At 65.9% G+C, this 3,517-nt stretch carries 2 protein-coding genes; both read right to left on the reverse strand.

Annotated features, from left to right (window positions below; genetic code table 11):
• Nucleotides 1–685 precede the first annotated feature (685 nt).
• Nucleotides 686–1,666, reverse strand: a complete 981-nt coding sequence (locus EP26_RS32745) for a methyltransferase domain-containing protein (protein WP_052389877.1) — start codon at nt 1,664–1,666, stop codon at nt 686–688.
• A gap of 43 nt (nt 1,667–1,709) precedes the next feature.
• Entirely contained in the window at nt 1,710–3,251 is a 1,542-nt protein-coding gene (gene xrtA, locus EP26_RS32750; protein ID WP_052389878.1) for an exosortase A, read from the reverse strand.
• Nucleotides 3,252–3,517: the final 266 nt, after the last annotated feature.

Consider the following 3,517-nt stretch of genomic DNA (forward strand, 5'->3'; position numbering starts at 1 on the left):
GCTCCGCCTTGCTCAGGTGCTCAAGCTCGTCCCGCCCCATCTGGGGATCGAATCAGCCAACCCGCTCCTGCGCAAGGGGGGTGGGTAATTACCATCGAAGAGCTGCGGCGTGAGCTGCAGGAGTTCGTCATCCACTACAACGCCACCTGGCTCGTCGCTCGGCATGGCTACCGCACCCCGAACCAGATCCGCGCCGAGCAACGCAGTCTTGCTCAGTGCCTACCTACCCATCTACCCTTGGCCGCCTGAACAGCGCAGTCAGCTGTCTCAACAACCGGGCGCACTACAAAGCATAGGATCACCGCGGCGAAGCGGGCCGGCAGGGTCAGCATGGGGGCGGTCCTCTGGCCAGGACGCCTCCAGCTTAGCCCGTCACCCGCTCCGCCGCCTCATCCCGGAATGGCCAAACTCGAGCTAAGCCGACGAAGTTTCGACCTGCGACCCGTAGGGCCGGGGCGCCGGACGGCACCCAGCGCACGAAGGTCCCAGAGGTGAGACCTTCGTGCGCTTGGTATAAGACCTTCCGCTACGCCGCCTAGTCCAAGATCACCCAAGCCGGATCAATAAATTAACGGGGTTGCAGCAGGCGGTCCCTCAACCGCTAGCCAGCGCATTGAGCCAGGACAAGCCGGTGGTCAGGCTGCTGCGCCAGCAGTGCTGAGGCGCCCGCCTGCCGACGAGGCTGTCACTCCGGCAGGACGGCCGGCCCGTAGCCGAGGGTCCGGTAGTAGTCGCGCACCAACGTCCTGTCACTAACCGGCGGGCCCTCACGGCGCTGACCGAAGAACCAGCATCCCGCGGCCGCTGCGCCCCTGTCGTGCCGTGCGGCACGGTCGAGCAGCCGGAGCGGCGCCCCGAGCAGCAGGCCCGACAATCCTGCTACCATCCGCCAGGGGCGCCAAGGCGAGAGGCCAAGCAGGAAGGCGCGCAGTGCATAGGCCAACGTGCTTCCCGCGCCGAGTGCGATGCCGGCCGCAACCTCGTCAAATTCGCGAAAAAGCCGGCGATGCCCAATCGGCGTGAAGCGCGTGAAGTCGTAGGCGCCCATGTGAACCGGCTGCAGGAAGGGCGTCTCGGCGAAAATCCAGCCTCCCCTGACTAAAACGCGCCGCATCTCGGCGACGCAGCGCGCCGGATCCGCCACGTGCTCCAAGACAGCATTGGCAACAACAAGGTCGAAGCTGCCATTCGGGAAGGGCAAGTCATGCGCGTCACAAATCATAGCAACGCCCGGACCGAAGGCAACATCGGTGTTCAGGATCTGTACCTCCGGGGCATTGAGCAGCAACCCGCCGGAGCCGATAATGAGCACGCGCGCGCCAGGCCTTCGCTGCCCAACCCACTGAATCGCCTGCGCCGCGCCGGGATGCCGTAGCGAGGTCGGCGTTGCACTGAGCCGTCCGACGAGGCGCCGGCCGAACCGGCGGAGGCCGGAACTCTGGTCGGCCGAGCGGCCGTAGCTCGCTCCGGTATAGCCCGAGCCAACGACATAATCCGCCGTGCTGAAGACCGAAGTGTCGTCGTTAATGAGAACTGGCACCTCGCCCACAACGGGGTAGAGCGTCCCACAAGCCTCGCAGCGCACCTTGTCTCCTTGCCAGGAGAGTGGCCCACGATCGCGCGGGCAGAGCAGCGGCACGTGATTTAGGTGGGCGGCTTCGAACATGCTTGTCAGTTCCTATATAGCAAGCGCGATCCGGGCCCGCGGCTTAGCGCGCACCTGAGAGACGGCCGATGTCCGCGGCCAGGGATCCCGTCCGGGCCTGCAGCACCGTCTCTAGAGCCGCGCGCTGCCAAGCTGCTGCCGGCACTTCCTTCGCGCCCTCGGCCAGCTGCACCCGCACCGCGGCGAGAACCGGCACACCGCTCCCGAGGCCGAGGCTGTTAAGAGCCTGCTCGGCTCGGCTGCGGAGCCCAAAGCCGACGGAACGCCCGTTCAGCGCGGCAGCCACCGCAACCGTGGTATTGCTACGATCGGAATGTCGGGCTCGCCAGATTATGCCGCCCTGCGGCGCGACGACATAGGTCTTGTCTTGGTCGCCATGGCCCTCGATCCGCCCGCGTTCCGCGGCCACGGCGCGCCAGGTCACCTGGGCAGGGAAGACGATCGCCTCGGCCGTGACTACGACATCGCCGCAGCGCAGCGATCCCTCGGCTGGACCGAGCCCGCAGCCTTCGAGTGGCGCGAGCGGCAAGACGAGGCGCTGCGGTGGCTGGCTGCCAGTCTGCTGCAGGGCCCCGGCCAGGGCCGGCCCAACGGCAGCGAACCCCACCGCGAGCAACGCCGCTCCGCCCAGCACCGCGCGGCGCTGGGTGGCTACGACCGACGCGGCACCCGGCGTGGCGACCGGCTGCGAATCTGGGTGGCCGTCCTGGCGAAAGGGCAAACCGGTAAGGATCAGCAGCAGGATGACCAACGAGAAGAAGCCCCAGCCATAGACCACGTGGTCCGCCGCCGCTGCTTCAGCGCTGCCGAGATACTGGCCGAGCAGCACGATGCCAAAGGCGCGCAGGCCATTGGCTAGGATCGGCACGACCAGCGCGAAGGCCATCACGACCAGCCGACGTTTTGGCGACCTAAATATTTCGAAAGCGTAGAGCGCACCGAAGGCGACAGCCGCGATCAGGAAGCGCAATCCGGCGCAGGCCTCGGCGACCAGGAACAGGCCGCCCGGGGTCTCGATGATCAGGTTATCCACAAAGTGCGGGACGCTGGTGAAATCGAGCAGATGGTCGATCATCCAGGCAGTGATCGATTGCAGCATCGGGGTGGCGAAGCCGCCGAATGGCACTAGGAAAACGAGGTAGAACAGCGGCGCCGCCATGGCCCGCCAGATCCGCCAGCCAAGCACCGCCAACACCAACACCCAAATTAGCCCGATGAGCGCGAACTGTCGGCCCTCCATGATGCCGAGGCGCTCCGCTACCAGCCATGCGAATGCCGGGGGCAGGGCCAATAGAGCGAGCCAGGGTGAGGGCTCCGGCCACAGCGCGGCCAAGCGGTGGCGCCGACTCCAGGCGAGCCAGGTGGAGATCGGCAGGATCAGCCAGCAATGGTTGTAAGCGGTTGAGGCATTCCAGACTTGCACCGCCGCTGCACCCTCCTCTCGGAAGAGCTGGGAAAAAGCGGTGAGGCAGAGGCCAAGCAGCAGAAGGGCAGCGCCCCAGCCACTACGCCGCCCCGAGAAGCTGCGCGTCGAGAAATTTGACACCATGGTGGCTGAGGTCAGCGGAGAGATGCGGCGGGACATTAGGCGTCATGGCTCAGGCGGGCGGTCCTGGTCCAAAGACTCCGACGGATCTGCGCATGGTGGACACAGGACGGCATGGCGGAGCGGGATCCATGGCAACAGAGTTGTTACGGGGAAGTATATGCCAGTCGGTTTCATGCCCCAAGAAAACAGTTCGCCGGAAGCCCGACTTAGCCCGGATTATGCACCAGAGGTGACGGGCATGGCGAAATCCGCTGATCGGCAATAGGATTCGGTTGCGACACCCACATCCAGCCGGTCCCGGA

This window comes from Belnapia moabensis DSM 16746, assembly GCF_000745835.1.
In the GTDB taxonomy this organism is placed as follows: Bacteria; Pseudomonadota; Alphaproteobacteria; order Acetobacterales; family Acetobacteraceae; genus Belnapia; species Belnapia moabensis.

What these genes read in the sequence shown, in the direction of transcription:
- EP26_RS32745 (WP_052389877.1), bottom strand. Translation starts at nt 1,666, where the DNA reads ATGTTCGAAGCCGCCCACCTAAATCACGTGCCGCTGCTCTGCCCGCGC.
- xrtA (WP_052389878.1), bottom strand. Translation starts at nt 3,251, where the DNA reads ATGTCCCGCCGCATCTCTCCGCTGACCTCAGCCACCATGGTGTCAAAT.